This window comes from Paenibacillus sp. FSL L8-0638, assembly GCF_038593075.1.
In the GTDB taxonomy this organism is placed as follows: Bacteria; Bacillota; Bacilli; order Paenibacillales; family Paenibacillaceae; genus Paenibacillus; species Paenibacillus polymyxa_D.
In genome coordinates, this window is the sequence record NZ_CP151960.1 from 5,613,894 (window position 1) to 5,631,057 (window position 17,164).

The following is a 17,164-nucleotide window of genomic DNA, read 5'->3' on the forward strand; positions in this document are numbered from 1 at the left end:
TCCATGCTCCCGTGAAACCGCCATTGCGTTCAGGTGAGCTAACAAAGGCCGGCATGTATTCAAACCATTTATTCGTTATTCCCTGCTGGCAACGGCGGGACTTTGGACGGATCAGCAAGTGCCCAATAGGCATATTTGGCCTTTAACCGTTCGTCGAATAGTAGCGGCTTATCCAACCGGGCTATTGGAAACGTGCTGAGCCACGTATTTCCATCATCCGTACCCCAAATCGTCACATTGCTGATATGATCCTGCTGCCTTGAAAACATATCGAACAGCGCCCGATAGCGGTGAGCCTGCCGGATCAGCATAGATTCTGGAATCGTTTCATAGCGATCTGTGTCATTGGAATAAAGACCCATATCCAGCTCGGTAATCTGATTATCCAGACCAAGCGAAACAAACTTTTCTATGGACTGCTCAATCTCGCTAATAGCGGGAAACTCCAGGCGGATATGCGATTGGTGGCCTACCCCGTCAATCGGTACACCTTTAGCGAGCAGATCACGTACCAAATTGTACAGAAAATCCCGTTTCTTCGGCTCATGCGTGTTGTAATCGTTAATGAATAGTCGTGCGTTCGGGCCCGCCGCTTCCCTCGTGACACGGAATGCTTTTTCAATATAATCAGTACCGGTAATCTGATACCACTTGCTGCGGCGCATGCCATCCGGCTGATCAGGATCAATGACCTCATTCACCACATCCCAATCAGTGATGACATTTTTATACCGCGCTGCAACAGCGCGAATATGCGTCTCCAGCCGATCCAGCAAAAGCTTTTTATTTTCAGCAGTCGGTGTCATCGGCTGTCCATTCTTATCCTTGAACATCCAATCCCCAGTTTGGTTATGCCACACCAAAGTATGAAAGCGAACTTCCAGTCCATGCTGTCTAGCAAACTGCACAATTTGGTCTGCTTCCTCCCAATGAAACTGTCCCTCGGACGGTTGTAAGGAGATCGGCTTCATCGCATTCCCTGCAACGACGCTGTTAAAATGCTTCTGGACCAACTCTCCGTAAGCCCCTTCGGTCTGGAAAGCTTCAATCGCCGTGCCAATGCTAAACTGTCCACCATATAGTCCATGCAAAGAAGGAATTTCCTTTTCAATAGCCAATGGTGGTACAAGTGACAGCTCGAAATCATCCATATAAAAGGAAGACGTTCCTTCTGCCGTTTCCAAATACATAGAAACAGTGTCTGCATCATGCGCGAGCGTATACGTACCAGATAAATGCATCCATCCCCCTGTCGTAGTAGCCGTGTCGCCTACAACAGTTTCATACGCACTATTCCCTTGGTGATCACGCTGCACGCTGAGCCTCACCTTGGCAGGCTGCTCACCCGGCGCCAGCTTCACCCAGGCACTGACCGTATATCGGCTGCCCTTTTGCATCGTAGTAGTTACATCCAGCTTCGGTCCGGCATATGTCTTTTGTCTGCCTGTTGTCAGCAGACTGTATGAGCCGCTTCGTGCATCGGCATCCGAAACCTGCACGGTCTCGGCTCCCATACGGGACACCCATCCTTGAGCCGTACCCTCTTCAAACCCCGATACGATACCATTAGTCGGCTCCGTTGGCGTCTTCGATACCTGTGTTATTTCTACCTCATCCACATAGTAGGCCTGCGCGGGATTCGAGCTTTCCACATACAGCTTCAATGCATCCATCCCCCCGGTAAAAGTATATTTCCCCTGAAGTTTAATCCACGATGTATCCGCCGTCTCCGTCTGCGCTACCGTCTTCCATGTCGTAGTCCCGCCTGTCGGCTGCTGCTCCACTGTAAGTTTAACCATGCTCGGAACCGCAGAATGACCATCTAGCTTCACATAGCCACTAATTTCATACTCTACATCCGGCTGCAATAGCGACTTCACATCCAGCTCCGCTCCGTTCCAAGCCGCCGTGCGAGCAGTTGCCTTTAGACTGTGCGTGCCGCCATATGCTGCTTCCGTGACGGATGCAATTTGTGTATAACTTCCCCGGGGCTTCCAGCCGTCGCTGTTTCCTTGCTCAAATCCATACGTTCCAATGGTCTTATGGATATTACCCGCTGGCAGCACCGTATCCGAAACGAGCGGGGAATGTTCTATAGACGGAGCTGCCTTCACCACAGACGCTCCCCACCAACCGACAGGCGATAACAACAGCGCTCCAGCCAGTACCAGACAAAAAGGCTTAACCCAACATGACCGCAAAGCAATCCCTCCCGTACTCCGATTTTTTGGAATTGGTATTTGGCACCATTGGTTTTCATTTACTATCCTTTGACACCGCCCAAGGTCATACCCTTCACAAAGTATTTTTGCAAAAAGGGATAAACTAAAATAATAGGCACTGAAGCGACAATCGTCATCGTGGCCCGAATCGAGGTAGGCGTGACCGACTTCGCTAGATTTTCCGAACCAGCGAATTGGCTCGCATAGTCCTGAGTGTTAACAGACGTGTTGGAATTTTGCAATATTTTCATCAGCTCATATTGAAGAGTGCTCCATTGCTCATATGACGAATTGTATAAAAACACATCGAACCAGGAATTCCATTGCGCGACCGCTGTAAACAGCGACACCGTCGCCAGTACGGGAACACACAGCGGCAAAACGATGCGCATAAAAGTGGCAAACTCCCCCGCCCCGTCAATACGCGCCGACTCCAAAATCCCTTCCGGCAATCCCTCAATAAAGGAGCGAATGACAATCACATTAAACACCCCAATCAATCCCGGCACGACATACACCCAGAAAGTCCCCAGCATCCCAAGCTCACGAATCAGGAGAAAGTTCGGAATCAGTCCACCGCTAAAATACATCGTTAAAATAAAAGCAATCGAAACAAATTTACGCAGCACATATTCCGGCCGACTGATCGTGTACGCCACCATCGCGCAGCAAAACACCGAAGTCACCGTGCCCGCAACCGTACGTAATACAGAAATCAGCGTAGCATGGAAAATCGTCGCTTCCTTGAACACAAATTCATAATTACTCCACGTAAATTCACGTGGCCACAAATAAATCCCGCCCCGTATCGAATCATTCGCTTCATTCAACGAAACCGCCAGCGTATTCAAAAACGGATACAGCGTGAACACCATCAGGCAGAGCATAAACAGAATATTGCACGCATCAAAAATCCGATCCGAGGGGGCCCGAAATCGCCCGTGTACGGCCTTTCCTTTACCCATGACTTCCGCTCCTTTCTAAAAAATAGCCTAATCATCTGACTGATAAGGTCAGCGAAGCGGCCTGCTAAAAATCCACTGATCTTCTCCTGTAGTATGAAGAGCACGCACCCTCTGCTATCTCCTTCGAATAGCACAGTCCTAAAAATCAGCCTCTAATGGCGATAGTGAAGCTGAGCCAACCATCATGGCGCATTTACCCAAGGAAGCGCGAGTCACGCGCCTTCCCTAAGCTCTCCCCTTGCCACTACCCTCAGTTCTCAAAAAAAGTGACTTTACGGCGGGTAGCAGCGGAGCGGGCGGAATTGTTCTGAAGAAGCGGAGCGTTCGCCTTTATCCCCGGATTTTAACCTATAATCTTTATTCCAATAAGAAAATACGGGGATAACAGCGATCGGAAGAACAATCCGCACGTGAAGCGACAACGAGCCCTCCCCAGAAACTCACTCTTTTTTTAGAACAATCTCTCCTCCCCTAACCGCTTCGCAATATGATTGGCGCTAAACAGTAAGATGAAGCTGACCACCGTTTTGAACATCCCGGCAGCAATGGAAAGCGAGAAATTACCCATCTGGATACCATATTTCAGCACAAAAATATCCAGATTCTCCGAGTAATCCACGTTCATACCGTTGCCCAGTAAGTATTGCGGCTCAAAGCCGGATTCCAGCAGATTGCCGATGTTCATAATGAGCAGGATGATAAATACAGGCTTCAATCCGGGTAATGTCACATGCCAAATCCGCTGAAAACGCCCTGCTCCATCCATCTCAGCCGCTTCATACTGCGAGGGATCAATCATCGTCATCGCGGCCAAATAAATGATGGTATTCCAGCCGACATTTTTCCATACCTCCGATGCACCGAGAATGCCCCAGAAATAGCTTCCCTCGCCCAGCCACAGAATAGGCTCCTTAATCAACCCCAGCCACATCAGCACCTCATTGATGATGCCGCCATCTGCAGACAGCGCCGTACTAATGATGCTGGCCGCGACCACCCACGAAATAAAATGCGGCAGATAGCTGATCGTCTGTACCACCCGCTTAAATACGAGCTGGCGAAGCTCATTCAGCAAAATCGCTAATGTTATAGCGGTGACAAAGCCCAGCACCAGATTAATAAAGCTCATCGCCAGCGTATTGCGCATGACCCGCAGAAAGTGTTCATCCTGAAATAGAAAATGGAAATGTTTTAATCCGACCCATTGCTGATCGAGCAACTTGCGGGCAGGCTTAAAATCCTGAAAGGCAATCGTCCAGCCCCAGATGGGCAAATACTTGAAGATGAACAGCCAGATTAAAAAAGGGACGGACATCCATACCAGTGCCCGTTGCTGATTCAGCTTGTGCATAAATCCCCTAAAGCCGGTTCGCCGCGAGGGCGGAAAATGATCCGGGGAGATCGTGACAGGTGGTGGTGACGAGTGGCCCATAGCTGCTTCCTCCTTTATTTTTTACCGGGATTTTCGATTTTTTTGGCAACCTCCTTCGTGATCAGCTCCTCATACGCCTTTACATCCAGCTTGTTGAATTCAGTAGTGTATTCATTCCAAATCGCATCAAACTGCTCCGGTGCAGACAGCACCAAACGCGGGAAATATTTGCGCTGTAGGTCCCCCTTCTTTTGCTGGAAGAGCTGCGCAGTTGAGCCTTGAGCAATCGGGATACTCCAGGCCGGATACCATGGGCGCTCGTCAGGTGCGGAAAACATTTGCGAGAAGGACTCTACACCATAGACTTTTAGTAGCTTTTTATCTCCCTCGGTGTAGGACATACGCGCAACCTCAGGCTGCCGTCCGGGGCCAACCGAGTTGCCGTCAGGCAGGGTAGAACCGCTACCGTATCGCGGCCAACTATATTCAAAATATTTGAACCCGAATGATTCGCGGAACGCGTCCTGACCAGTCTGCTTAATTTGCTCCTCAGTCCGGTAAAAGCGTCCTTTTTTATCTACATCATAGGTTTCCCCCTTGATTCCCCAGTTGGATAATATCTGGTTTTCGTCCGTCAGCAGGTTGTCAAAAAATTTGATGATACGTACCGGGTCCTTGGCACTGACCGTAATTCCTATGCCTCGGTTATTAACGAATGACGACGGATCAATGTACTGATCCTTTATATTCTGGTCGTATACAATAGGCAGCCCTATATACTCCATATCATCATTGCCCGATTGCTTGGCAGCCTCCTGCAGATTATTCAGGGCCTGCCCCGCCTGCCAGCGGTAGTCGAAAAAGCCCAGCACCTTACCCGAGGTCAGCTTCGCCAAATATTGATCGTAATTGTCCACAAAGGACGATTTATCAAATAGGCCCTCTACATTGAGCTGATTTAGCTCTTTCAGATACCGCTTTGTGATTTCCATATCTCCATAATCCGTGGCCCGGTGTGTCTTCATATCAATAATCGTGCCGCCATCATTCGGATAGCCTGCCAGATGCATCGGCGCGTTCGTAAGAGCATAAAACCTATCCTGCGTGGTTAACGCCAGGTACCCCGTCAAGCCCTCATCTGCATGTTTTTTCGCATAGTTACGAATCAGAGCTAAATACTCGTCAAGTGTTTTGATTTTTGGAAATCCCGCTTCTTTTAATACCCTGCGTTGCACCCAAAAGGCTCCTTGCTCCAAGTTAGGCGCAGGTAAATAATCGCCTACCACCGCACTGAGCGGCAGAAAATAAATGTTCCCATCCTCCGCCTTCATCAAGTTGTAGTACGGTCCATATACACGCTTAATATTCGGTCCGTATTTGTCGATCAAATCATTCAGGGGAATAAAAGCCCCGGCATCCAGCAGCTTATCGATCGTGCCATCCGGTACTATCACATCCGGGAAATCGTTACTGGCAATAAATGTACCGATCTTCGTATTGGAATCACCCACCAAATGCTCCAGCTTCCAGTTTACCCCCGTCTGGTCCTCCAGGATTTTGCCGATCCGCGTTTCATTGGTATTAATGTCCCTGCCCGCAGTGGCATTAAAATACGTGAATGTGACCTTCTCCTTGCTATCTCCTGACGCCGGCTCCTTGCCCGAGCTCCCTGAGCAAGCAGCGATCATAGATGCCATCATAACCATTACCAGAGTGATGATTCCGATCCTTTTGCTTGTCATGCCAGACCCTCCCCTTTCGCCCTCTTTTGTCGATTGTGTATGAATATCGTGTGCACGTACCGCTAGAACTGAGAATCCCGCACACCCTAAATTGTAAGCACTTTCATTTTATAAAATGCTGTTCATTTCGTTCACCTGTCAATCTAAAGGTATTACTTAGAAAACTATAGGTAAAGGTCCTTCAAAGCAAAATAGGTATGCTCTTCACCTCACTCCCGATCCGCAGGAATCCTAATTCGAATCTCCGTACCCTCGCCGGGTGCACTGCGAATGGCAAACTCAAAGCGGCTCCCGTAGTAAAGTTTAAGACGATAGATGACATTTTGCAGACCTATACGCTCACCCATTTCTTCCTGCCTTTGCATGTATCCATATAAACGTTGTACCTGTTCCTCAGACATGCCCACCCCATCATCCCGAACCGTTAGAATCAGTTGCCCTTCCTCCTGCTCAAAATGAATCTCAATGCGTCCCCCATGCTTTAGTGGCTCAATACCGTGGATACTTGCATTTTCAACCAGTGTCAGCGCGACCATTTTGGGAAGCAGATTGTCCAGGTCTTCAGAGCGCGCCTGCACTTCGTACTGTATTCGCTCACCAAAGCGATATTGCTGGATTTCCAGAAAACAACGGATCAGCTCCAGCTCCTCCCGCAAAGTAACCCGATCCTTGTTCCACACCAGCGAATTGCGGAATATCCGTGCCATGTTATGAATAATGTGCGCTGTCTCATCCTCATGCTTCATCAAGCTCCGCATGCGAATCGTCTCCAGCGCATTGAACAGGAAATGGGGGTTGATCTGGCTGTGAAGTGCATTCAACTGGGCATGTCTGCGCTGAATTTCCAGATTTTTTCGTTGAATATCGGCCATATACACATCGTTAATCAGTCGCTTTATTTTCAGCGTCATCCGGTTAAACTCACCTGTTAATTGCCCGATTTCATCTCGCGACTCTGTACCGGGAATCAGCTCAAAATGCTGGTTTTTCACCTTTTTCATGTGCTTTAAAATACGATGAATCCTCACGTTCAGCGAACGTGTAATCCAGATAATAATTAATGTAGGTAACAGCATATTTACACAGGTTAACAAGAGCACAAAGTTGCGGGATTCCTGCATTTCATACAGCATTTCATCTCTGGATACCGCTGCCACAATGCTCCAGCCGTTCAGATTGCTCGTAAGCACATAATTCGTCTTGAACTCCATCGTGTCCTCGGGCAGCTTGAGGGTGCTATAGGCCACACTTTTGTGGTTTATAGCAACTTTGGGATCCGTTGTATATTCGATTTCCCCTCGTTCGTTCAGCAGAAAGAGACTTCCCTGCAAATTCAGGTTGTTGAAAATCTCACGAATGGACGACATTCGCAGTTCTATTTTCAGTATTTTTTCACGACCATTTTGGGAATAAAAGTAGTTCATCCGCCGAATCAGGCTGAAAGGGTGCAGCTGTTCGCCTGTACTGTCATCGGTACGTACAAATATAGGCTTGGACTGGCGTCCAGGCGGGATTTTGGTATACCAGGGCAAGCTTCTGACCCTCTCATCTATAAAACTGACTCCCCCGGAATCCAGCAGCGTTGAATTATCGGTGTAGATCGTAATTCCACCTACGGAATGGTATACAGGACTGTAATTATTGTTCAAGATACGACGTAAATAAGAGTCATAGGCAGCAATATAATCAGCAGGGTGGGGATATGTTTGTTCCAACACCTCATTGAGCTGATGATCGGTATAAAAGATAGACGAGATTTCCATCGCATCTTCAAATTCACGGTAAAATTCAATTTTAATCTGTTCCAGTGCACGCGAAATATCCTGAATACGCTGTTCTTTCACATTTTGTGAGGTAACATGGTAAAAAACCAGATTGGTCAACACTACAGGCGCGAAAACACACAGAAAATAAAGCAGCAGCATTTTATCCCGCAATCGCACATGATCAAGAGTCGTCCTCAGCATCTTCATTCGCCGGCCCTCTCTGGCTCGTCGCCAATACTCAGGCTGTTGCGGTATTCACTAGGCGTGGCGTGCGCCGTCTTTTCAAACTGGGTAACAAAATAGTCTGAACTGCCAAAGCCCACGCGCTCCGCAATTTCATAAATCCGCAGATCCGTCTGCCGCAACAAACGTTTTGCCTCCTGAACGCGCAATCTCAGCAAAAATTCGTTAAAGTACACACCATACGTTTTTCTGAACAATTGACCGAGGTACACCGGGTTCATGTAAAAGCGAGCCGCAATACTTTTCAGGCTTATATTCTCGGCGGCATGCTGCTCAATGTAAGCACGGATATGCTGGATGCCTCCTTGCTGACAATCCTTGCGCAGAACCCCAATATACCTTCCACTTTCCTCTGCAAAGGCTGTAAACAATCGCTGTAACTCACCCAGGGACAGGTTCATGTCCTGCCAGTTCATCATCGGTTCTAGTGACTGAAGTGAGCGTTCATCTCCCTGCATGTTTTGAATGACCCGAACGATACTAAGTACGCATTGATGCAGACTCATTTTCACAGCCTCAGGTGCATAACACTCCTCCCGAAAGCTGCTAAATAAATAATCCACGGCCACACGCAGCTCCTCCAACCGTAGTTCCTCGACTTGTTCCGTCATGCGATCCAACACGCCCTGAGGGATGGTCTTATAGTGGAGTGGTGGCATTCCCTCCTGTAGATATACAACAATACCACTATGGTCATAAATGTATTTATGGAGCACCGCTTCCTTCGCACAGGCATAGGACTGCTGGATATCCTGCAACCGATTCACAGGCTTTCCTGCATAAACGAAAACTCGACTTCCCAGATGGTCTTTTAGTGACTTCATCCCCTCTATCTCCTGTTGTAGCGCTTTCATAAAGACTTCGACCTTGCCTTCAAAATAGTTCAAAAAGAAGTCCGGTACGATAAGACCAATCCGGTTACGATGCTCATGGACATAGAGAGGGTACTTGCCATCCATTAAACGATGAAGTGCTTGCTCTATAAGCTCCCTGAATTGGAAAAGCGATAGCATAATATTATTGTCACCAGAGCGCCAGGGATGTTGGTCATTCAGCTCGACGAGTACATAGTACATAGAAGTGGCCTCCTCAAGCCGTAGTTGCTGCTCCCACTGTGTCACCACTACATCATCCACTGGGTTCATCATCACAGTCTCTAACAACCCACCTGCATGGTGATTCTGATATCGTTGCGCATTCTGTTGTTCACGATGCAGTCTCTCACTCAGCTTGCGCAATGTAGCCGAAAAGTCACCCTTATCAATCGGCTTAAGCATAAAATCATGAACCCCATAGCGGATTGCCTGCTGCGCATAAGCGAAATCACTATAGCCGCTTAAGATAATAAACGCGGGATGTTCTGTACTCTGTTCGAGCACAGATCGAATCAGCTCTAATCCGTCGAGCACAGGCATACGAATATCGGTAATGACCAGGTCCGGGTGAATACGGCTGATTAGCTCCAGCGCATCCTCACCGTTATCAGCTTCTCCTACGATTTCAAAACCACAGGCTTGCCAATCCATGAGTTGAAGCAGCCCTTTACGAGTAAAGGTTTCATCATCTACCACAATGGCTCGATGCAGCTTCATAATACGCTTCCTCCTTTTGATGTACGCCTATTTTATTATTTTAGTTAACTATTCCAACGATCTTAGTCACTATGATAATGTAAAAACATCAGGGATTGGAAATTTTCACCACACCTATGATATGACAAATAGAGGGGTGCAAAGCATGCGCACACCAGCAGCCAAGCCAAGCAGCAAATATACAAAAAGAAGACGAATCCCTGAATGGGGATTCGTCTCCTTTTTTGCTATTGCGTAAAAGGCTTTATTATTCTTTTATTCGTGAATTCAGACTATCGCTCAGCGATGATACTGACCGCTTGCAGATGGTCGGCGTACTTTACAAACTGCTTGCGCATACCCATAACCCTTGTCCGGGCAGCATGGTTACGCATAAGGTTAAGGGTAATTTTTCCAAGTCTCAACCAGCCCTCGTCCTGAATGATACGTGGCAGATGCAATAAGTGCATGGGAACCGTATAGATTTTAACGACCTTAAAGCCTTCCTCTTTCAGCAACTGTTCCCACTCTGACACCGTCAACGGTGTCGCGTTAACTCGCATGGCTACAGCCAAGTCCTTGTAAATTTGCTTTCTGAGCGCAGGCTCAATATGGCTAGGAGCAAGGCACATCTCATGGATAGCAAACTTCCCGCCTACTTTCAAAAGCCGCCTGGCTTCCGAAATAATCTGCGCTTTCTTGGCCCTTGTGTGCATCGTCAGCATGGCTTCCCCATATACCACCGTCGCAGAGGCATCCGGCAACGGAACCTGTTCAGCATCGGCAATAATGACTTCCCGGTTTGCTCCGCTTGCATACGTTTTTACGATAGAGGCCGCCTTCTCATTCTGTTCAATCGCAATATAACGGCGGGGATTAAGCCGCAGTGTGATTTGAGCAGTTATACCCAATCCGGGGGCAAACTCAATAACCTCATCCTGCCCGGTTACGTCAAGTCCCTCTATCATCCAACGTGTCGTTTTTAACCCTCCGGGCCTAAGCACGCGCTTACCGAGACTTGCTAATACCCAGTGCCCTGGCACCTGATTGTAATCTACTGTCTGCATTGGCCATTAACACCTCTTTTTAAAATACGATAATGATATTCATTATCAATATGAGTGTAAAAAAAATAACCATTTTCTTTTTTTTATATGAGCATGTTGCTGCTATGTCCTCTTTTATATGTTCTGCGCATAGCTTTCACTTGGCGTTTGGGTCAACACTACATGCAGACTGGAATTCGCCTCTGCCCCGCCACGATAGGAAAAGTGCTCATCTCCCGTAACATGAATGATATCCCCTTGGACAACTTCCGTTGCTTCGCCGTTCACAGTTACAGTACCGCTGCCTTCAAGAACAAGCAAATATACATTCGCTCCCGGGTGATTATGTGTTGGCAGCTCGGCATTAGGAGTAAAGTTGAGAATAAAAATTACATTGTCGGCTTCCTTATGCACAATTCGTTTTGTAAAGGCTGCTTCCTTATATTCCTGAAATTGAATGAGGTTTGATTTTTTCATATTGGTTCACGCTCCTGTTTGGAATTAAATTGCTTAAGATGGATTTATACCTTTATTGTATTGGATTATTTCGCTCGCCTTGTGATTGCAATCACAAAACTAAATTTAAGGAGGATTTTGCAAAAATCCAATAAGCGACTTTCAATGAACAATATATAGATCGAAATGGTCTAGTTCGTCTATATATTGCACTTTGGGGCGACTGGAATCGAATTTTGCAAAATCCTAAAGTCAAAAATACTTTTGAAATATTTAAAAATTTGATTTCAATCATCTTTTTCATCGACACATCCAACTAGAATCGAATTGTGTTAGACAAACAAAAACAAGCAGGAGGTTGTTCCTATGAAACCAGGATTCCAACTGGCAAAGGATATTTATTGGGTAGGAAAAATTGATAATCGTGAGGTTCCCTTTCATCGTCTTCTACTATCTAAGGGCACAACCTATAATGCATATCTATTGAAAACCGGAAAACCGACCATTGTAGATACCGTAGATATGGCGTTCGGTAGAGAATTTGCAGAGGCTGTTGCCGAATTGATCGATCCATTGGATATTCAATATATTATCGTCAATCACACGGAACCAGATCACTCGGGTGGATTGGCGGCACTCGCCTCCAAGGCAACAAACGCTACGATCGTCTGCACTGAGATTGCCGTTCCGGAAATTCAACAAATGTACAAGCTTCAGCATCGCAACTTCCTCGTCATCAAGGATGGAGATCAACTGGACATTGGAGGCAAAACGCTACTGTTCAAAGAAACACCTTACCTGCATACGGAAGAAACCATGATTACGTACTGCATGGAAGATAAAATCTTGTTCCCTTGCGATATTTTCAGTACACACGTGGCTGTAGAGCATCTATTTGCCGACGAGGCTGGTTTTGATATCACCGAGGACTTTGTCGGATACTATCAGGCTATTATTCATCCACATCGCAGATATGTGCGCACATTAATCGAGGCTGTTGCCGATCTGGATATTGAGATGATTGCACCTTCCCACGGCTTCGCAATCCGGCATGATATTGCCAAGTTTATCGATTTGTACGCCTCTATGAGTACCGAAACCAAGGAAGATAAAAAAGTAGCGATTGTCTATGCCACTCTGAAAAATAATACCAAAAAAATGGCAAACATTCTGAAAGACTGCTTTTTGGAGAACCAAATCAAGGTGGAGCTATGGGACGTGGATAAAGCCGATGAAACGGAAATATTGAATAGTATTGCCTCAGCGGATGCTGTTTTCGTCGGTAGCTCTACCAAATATGCTGATATGACGGGCAAATTGGAAGACCTATTGCAACAAATGCAAAAGATGAATCTGGAAGGCAAGCTGGCTGCTGCCTTTGGTTCCTACGGTTGGAGCGGGGAAGCTATTGAAGTCGTGCAGGATTACTTGAACGGTACCAATATGAAGGTCCAAAGTACTTCAGATGTAATCAAATCAACAGGTATGACCCATGTTGAATTCCCGGTACGTATTCGTTTCTCTCCTACAGATGTTGAAAAAGTGAAAAAAATTAAAAATGCCGCTGAATTTGTCTCAGATCTACTGCTTAGTGTTATTTAAAACACAGTAGCATATAGCGAATAGGAGAGATACTGAATGGGTAACCCACATTACGTTATTATCGGAGGCAGTGTCGCCGCCGTCAACGCAGCAAAAGCGATTAGAGATCATGATGAGCTGGCTGAAATATCTATTTATGGAGAGGAAGCATCCTTTCCGTACAACAGAGTCAAACTTTCCAAGGGACTGTTCACTGATTTGCACAGCGACAAAATCCTGATCAAAAAGGAAAAATGGTTTGCCAATCAACGAATTCATGTGTATTCCGGCATCAAGATAACCGAGATACATCCTGAGGATCGTACTATCCAAACCATAAATGGACAAACCGTTGCTTATGACAAGCTGCTACTGTGTACAGGAGCTCACAACCGTAAGCTTGTGCTAGAGGGGGCTTCTCTAAGGAACGTTCACAATATCCGTTTTCGACAAGATGCAGATAGCCTTAAAGCGGAATTGCGACAGGGAGACCGGATATGCATCATCGGCGGCGGTATTCAAGGCGTGGAAACCGCCTGGTCCTTCCAGCAAGCAGGGTATTCTGTAATCATACTGGAAGCTTCGCATCGGCTTATGCCCCGCCAGCTAGATGAAAAAGCCTCCGCTATTTTGACCGATCGGATAACCGAACGGGGTACTCAGGTACACATTGGGCAAGGCGTAAAACGTATTAAAGGCACAGATCACGTAGAAGGTGTGGAACTACAGGACGGCTCTGTTATCCCCTGCGAGCATGTCGTGTACTCCATCGGAATTGTACCTAATACGGAGCTTGCTCGCCAAATCGACCTTGATATTGGACAAGGCATTCTGGTGAACGCGCAGATGGAGACCAGCTCCGCCAATATCTATGCAGCAGGTGATGCAGCCGAATTTCAGGGTAGAGTAGATGGGTTATGGGAAAGCGCAATGGAGCAAGGAAAAATAGCAGGCGCCAATATGGCGGGCGCATCCGTCAGCTATCAGCGTCCCCTCCCTGTAACCCTGTCGAACTGCTACGAATCCCCTCTCTTTTCCATCGGTCTAGTAGATGAACAAGTCTGCGACACCAGCCTGATTACTAAAAATCAAGCTTCTTATACACGTATGTTCATACAAGACGGCTCTATCTGCGGCGTGATTGGCTTTGGGGATGCTCTTGCTTCACTACCCTACAAAACAGCTATCATGCAGGGACTCAAACCGGACGCACCAGAGCTTACAAAAATTTTGAATGACAAGGAGAACTAAAGATGAAAAAATATGTATGTCAACCCTGTGGATACATTTATGATCCTGCTATCGGCGACCCCGATGAAGACGTGATGCCCGGTACAGCGTTTGAGGATCTCCCGGAGGACTGGGTTTGTCCAGTCTGCGGTGAGGATCAAAGTCATTTTGCCCCAATAGATGATACAGAATAACAACCATGCGCTATAACCTGTGGTTTCCGGTTTATGAATGGAGTGAATGAATGTGAATGAGATGTCCTGCCCCTGCCAGTGCGAAAAGGAGCCCTGTGCCCGCAAAGTGCCTATCTTTTCCTCTTTGTCCTGCGAAGATTTGTGTAAGGTCAGCTCCATGATCCGACACCGAAAATATCAGAAAGGCGAGGCCCTAATTATCGAGGAACAAGCATCCGATACGCTGTACATTATTAAAAGCGGGCATGTCAAGCTGCTGAAAATGACGCCTCAGGGCAAGGAGCAAATCCTGCACATTCTGACAACTGGCGATTTTTTTGGCGAGTTGAACATATTTAACAGCGATGAGCTGAGTAACTTTAGTGCGTATGCCTTAAAAGATACTGATATTTGTATGCTCACCAAGGATGATATGGAGCAGTTGATCCGCAACAATCCCGATATCTCTTTGAAGCTGCTCAAAACCATTACTAAACGCTTGGCACATACCGAGAATCTGGCTCAAAGCCTAGCTACCAAAGACCCGGAAATCCGTATCGCCTATATGATTCTTGAGCTTGGACATAAATACGGCAAGCCGGATGGCTCCAATATTAAAATAAATCTCCCCCTTTCACGCGAAGAAATGGCTAATTATGTGGGTGTCACCCGCGAAACCATCAGCCGTAAATTTGGAAAATTTGAACAGATGGGGATTATTTATAGCAAGGGTACACGAGAGATTACCATCTGCGATGTACAAAAACTGAACGAATATATGGATTGAGACACATAGATACAATGTTACTCTAACATGAGGACACCAAAAAAACCGCTTCTTTAACTTATGGATTGCAGTTGATCTATCAACCACTTCCATTTCGTTAAAAGGCGGTTTTTACCATATTTTATACTCCACTAACGGTCAATTGTCGTGTTCACGCCTTGGGAAGACGCTCCCCATGCAGGCCGCGCTGAAGGAAGTTCTGGCGAAACTCCGTCTGTGGAAGGAGCAGTCTCAATCGTGGTCGATTGGGAGCAATCCCACACTACTTTGACCAAATACCCAAACAACAACACATTCAACAATGATGTCACACACAAAATAATACCGTATTGATCCCGAGAGTTGGAGCTATAGAAAATATCAAAGGTATTCAGGAAAATCGTAAGACTGAATCCACCTGCAAGCCATAAAAATCTGCGGTCTCGCAAATACAGATACGCCAGTACAGCTAACGCCGCCGCAGGGAACAAATACCTTTCATGCATGCTGGAAGCGAAGGTAAATACACCTGCAATGAGTACCAGTGCAGCTGCCGCTGCGAATTGTGGTTTGCGACTACGGATATACATCCACCACGTAAATAGAGTCACCAACACAATGCAGATCATACCCCACGTATGGTAACTAAACAAGAACAGCGTTGTAGTGTCCTGCGTATAATTGCCCCCGATCAGTGCAAAAAAGTTATACGCGTTCACCGAAGCATACGGATACTCGCCGACCGTTCCCTTGTATAGGTCAAGTAGCCATAACGGTTCCTGCCCCCACGAAAATGGCAATATAACCAGAATGGTCGTCACAACGGCACCGCCAATGGACAACAGCCAAGGCTGTATTTTACGTTGTCTCAGCAGCTCGAAGAACAGAACTGGCCCATAAATAATTCCCTGCGGCTTCATCAATACCGCTACCGTAAACAATACGGTCGACCAGCCGACCCGGTTTTCCACAAGCAGCACAATCATGCCCACAAGCAGCATAGTAAAGAAAGAATCTACCTGCCCCCAGAAGGTCGAATTGATAAATACAGCTGGGTTAAACACGTAGAATATAACCAATCCAAGGCTTATTCCATAGCCGACCCGTTTGCTCGCCAACCGGTACAGCATGTACGCTGTCACGATATCGGCTAATATATTTGGAAGCCTCAGCAGCACGGACATATAGGGACTGAAAGCATCCGTAGAGCCGATTTGACCGATCACATATAAAATATAAATATAGAACGGCGGATAATCACTTGATCCGTTCGTGTAAAAGCCCGATAAGCTATCCGCTGCTGTCGTAGCCCAGTTCCGGAATAGCATTAAATCCATGTGACCCGAAATCCATGGGGCGATCGCCATTCTTAAAAAGAAACCCACACCCAGCACAGTCCACAGCATCAGTCCTCGATTACGTTCCCCGAGCTTCCATTCACGAGCCCGAAAACAGTACGCAATAAACACGAACGCACCGAAGAACAAAGCGGCGAAAATCGCCAGCGGAGTAGCATAAGCAGATGAGGAACTCCCACTTCTTCCACCGCCCATACCACCGCCAGGACCGCCCATGCCCGTTCCAGATCCGTTACCAGACATGCCTCCGAGGCCTCTGTGCTGTCCGTCTCTGGCGACACCACTGCTGTTCGATGCAGACGTATCCGTTCCAGCCGTTGTACCTTGGTCACCCGATGTCGATGTCCCCTCAGTGGATGAGTCGGAGTCGGTAGCTTGGCCTGTCGTTCCCTGGTTCTTGCTGTCAGATCTGTTCGCTGAATCCGGCCCCCTCATACCTCCGCCAGGTCCGCCTCCTCCCCCGAACCCGCCGGATGTGCCCTGCCTAACGGCCGCAGACTGGGACGCGGAGCTACCTGAATAACTCCATAACGAAACGACACTAGCGACAGCACACAATATGAGACTAAATAGAAGTATATATTTCAGACCGTTCGCTTTCCAAACGTTCAAATCCGATGCACCTCTCTCTGTTTCTATTTTCCCATATTGTATCTGCCTTAGCTTAGGACTT

13 protein-coding genes are annotated in these 17,164 nt (G+C 47.0%); 4 read left to right on the forward strand and 9 right to left on the reverse strand.

Going from position 1 to position 17,164, the window contains the following annotated elements; translation table 11 throughout:
• Positions 1-68: 68 nt before the first annotated feature.
• The 8 genes from MKY35_RS25075 to MKY35_RS25110 form a co-directional block, all read right to left on the reverse strand.
• The gene (locus MKY35_RS25075; protein ID WP_342445114.1) at positions 69-2,201 is read right to left on the reverse strand and encodes an endo-1,4-beta-xylanase; all 2,133 of its coding nucleotides are present in this window, start codon (positions 2,199-2,201) and stop codon (positions 69-71) included.
• A 62-nt stretch (positions 2,202-2,263) separates the two neighbouring features.
• Positions 2,264-3,187, reverse strand: a complete 924-nt coding sequence (locus MKY35_RS25080) for a carbohydrate ABC transporter permease (RefSeq protein WP_342445115.1) — start codon at positions 3,185-3,187, stop codon at positions 2,264-2,266.
• Positions 3,188-3,638: 451 nt separating this feature from the next.
• Positions 3,639-4,619 carry a sugar ABC transporter permease gene (locus tag MKY35_RS25085; RefSeq protein WP_029518711.1) on the reverse strand — a complete coding sequence of 327 codons (981 nt, stop codon included), beginning with the start codon at positions 4,617-4,619 and terminating at the stop codon, positions 3,639-3,641.
• Positions 4,620-4,633: 14 nt separating this feature from the next.
• The gene (locus MKY35_RS25090; protein ID WP_342445116.1) at positions 4,634-6,301 is read right to left on the reverse strand and encodes an ABC transporter substrate-binding protein; all 1,668 of its coding nucleotides are present in this window, start codon (positions 6,299-6,301) and stop codon (positions 4,634-4,636) included.
• A 209-nt stretch (positions 6,302-6,510) separates the two neighbouring features.
• Positions 6,511-8,274, reverse strand: coding sequence for a sensor histidine kinase (locus MKY35_RS25095; protein ID WP_342445117.1), 1,764 nt, complete (start codon positions 8,272-8,274; stop codon positions 6,511-6,513).
• Positions 8,271-9,902 carry a response regulator gene (locus MKY35_RS25100; RefSeq protein ID WP_342445118.1) on the reverse strand — a complete coding sequence of 544 codons (1,632 nt, stop codon included), beginning with the start codon at positions 9,900-9,902 and terminating at the stop codon, positions 8,271-8,273. The genes MKY35_RS25095 and MKY35_RS25100 overlap by 4 nt, the downstream gene beginning before the upstream one ends.
• Before the next feature lie 272 nt (positions 9,903-10,174).
• The gene (locus MKY35_RS25105) at positions 10,175-10,948 is read right to left on the reverse strand and encodes a class I SAM-dependent methyltransferase (protein WP_342445119.1); all 774 of its coding nucleotides are present in this window, start codon (positions 10,946-10,948) and stop codon (positions 10,175-10,177) included.
• A gap of 114 nt (positions 10,949-11,062) precedes the next feature.
• Complete coding sequence (locus MKY35_RS25110) at positions 11,063-11,404, reverse strand: cupin domain-containing protein (protein ID WP_025721355.1); 342 nt, start codon at positions 11,402-11,404, stop codon at positions 11,063-11,065.
• A 345-nt stretch (positions 11,405-11,749) separates the two neighbouring features.
• Here MKY35_RS25110 and MKY35_RS25115 point away from each other — a divergent pair, with 345 nt between their 5' ends.
• The 4 genes from MKY35_RS25115 to MKY35_RS25130 all read left to right on the forward strand — a co-directional run bounded on the left by MKY35_RS25115 (position 11,750) and on the right by MKY35_RS25130 (position 15,154).
• The gene (locus MKY35_RS25115) at positions 11,750-12,985 is read left to right on the forward strand and encodes an FprA family A-type flavoprotein (protein ID WP_342445120.1); all 1,236 of its coding nucleotides are present in this window, start codon (positions 11,750-11,752) and stop codon (positions 12,983-12,985) included.
• Positions 12,986-13,021: 36 nt separating this feature from the next.
• Complete coding sequence (locus tag MKY35_RS25120; RefSeq protein WP_342445121.1) at positions 13,022-14,215, forward strand: FAD-dependent oxidoreductase; 1,194 nt, start codon at positions 13,022-13,024, stop codon at positions 14,213-14,215.
• A 2-nt stretch (positions 14,216-14,217) separates the two neighbouring features.
• Positions 14,218-14,388: a rubredoxin gene (gene rd / locus MKY35_RS25125; RefSeq protein ID WP_007432984.1), complete on the forward strand. Its 171-nt coding sequence runs from the start codon at positions 14,218-14,220 to the stop codon at positions 14,386-14,388.
• A gap of 61 nt (positions 14,389-14,449) precedes the next feature.
• Positions 14,450-15,154 carry a Crp/Fnr family transcriptional regulator gene (locus tag MKY35_RS25130; RefSeq protein WP_051717982.1) on the forward strand — a complete coding sequence of 235 codons (705 nt, stop codon included), beginning with the start codon at positions 14,450-14,452 and terminating at the stop codon, positions 15,152-15,154.
• Positions 15,155-15,285: 131 nt separating this feature from the next.
• On the opposite strand, the gene MKY35_RS25135 is transcribed toward MKY35_RS25130, so the two are convergent.
• Positions 15,286-17,103, reverse strand: coding sequence for a glycosyltransferase 87 family protein (locus tag MKY35_RS25135; RefSeq protein ID WP_342445122.1), 1,818 nt, complete (start codon positions 17,101-17,103; stop codon positions 15,286-15,288).
• Between the last annotated feature and the right edge of the window lie 61 nt (positions 17,104-17,164).